The organism is Cellulomonas fimi (assembly GCF_028527925.1).
Taxonomy (GTDB): Bacteria; Actinomycetota; Actinomycetes; order Actinomycetales; family Cellulomonadaceae; genus Cellulomonas; species Cellulomonas fimi_C.
In genome coordinates, this window is the sequence record NZ_JAPESW010000131.1 from 1 (window position 1) to 858 (window position 858).

Below are 858 nucleotides of genomic sequence, written 5' to 3' on the forward strand. Positions count from 1 at the left end.
TGGTCGCCCGGCACCGAGTCGGCGAGCACCCGGTCGTCGCCCGCATAGGTCACGATCGACACGGTGTCGTCCTCGTCGAGCTGCTCGACCAGGAGCTCGAACGACTCCGCGAGCAGCGGCAGCTTGTTCGGCTCGTCCATCGACCCCGACACGTCGAGCAGGAAGACGATGTTGTTCCCGCGGCTCGTCGGCTTCTGGGCCGTCGCCTGCACGCCGATCATCGCGAGCCGGTGGTCCGGCGCCCACGGCGCGTCCGCGACCTGCGTCGTCACCGTGAACGGGTCCGCCGCGTCGGGGTCCGGCGCCGGGTAGTCGTAGTCGAAGTAGTTGACGAGCTCCTCGATCCGCACGCCCTCCGGCGCGACGCCCTGCCGCAGCTGGCGGCGCAGGTTGCTGTACGACGCGGTGTCGACGTCCGAGGCGAACGTCGACAGCGGGCTCGTCCGGACGTCCTGGAACGGCTGCTCCGGGGAGTCGTCGTACTCCTCCTGGTCGTCCGTCGGGACGTCGCGCCACTCCTCGGAGAACGAGTCGTCGTACGCGACCTCCGGTCCGGCCATGTCGGCGCCCGACTCGCCCGCGCTGCACGCCGCGAGCGTGCCCGCGACGACGACCGCCACCGCGGCGGCCGCCCCACGCGTACCCGCCCGTGCGCGCCCACCGCCGACCGTGCCGGAACGCCGTCGTGCCGCCGTCAGGGCACCTGAGAATGACCACCCGCGCATGTCGCCTCCATTGTTCGAGGACTGAATCCTCGCGTGCCGACGAGCGACGGTTCCAGCACGGGTCCGTCACCGGCTTGTCCCGTTCAGGTAACGGGCAGCCGATTTTCAGGCTCGATCGTGACCGCGCCGAGAC

Annotated in this window: 1 protein-coding gene; it reads right to left on the minus strand. The window is 71.0% G+C overall.

Annotated features, from left to right (window positions below):
- Positions 1–725, minus strand: a 725-nt coding sequence (locus OMK64_RS20085; protein ID WP_272730120.1) for a VWA domain-containing protein, incomplete at its 3' end; no start/stop codon positions are given.
- Positions 726–858 lie beyond the last annotated feature (133 nt).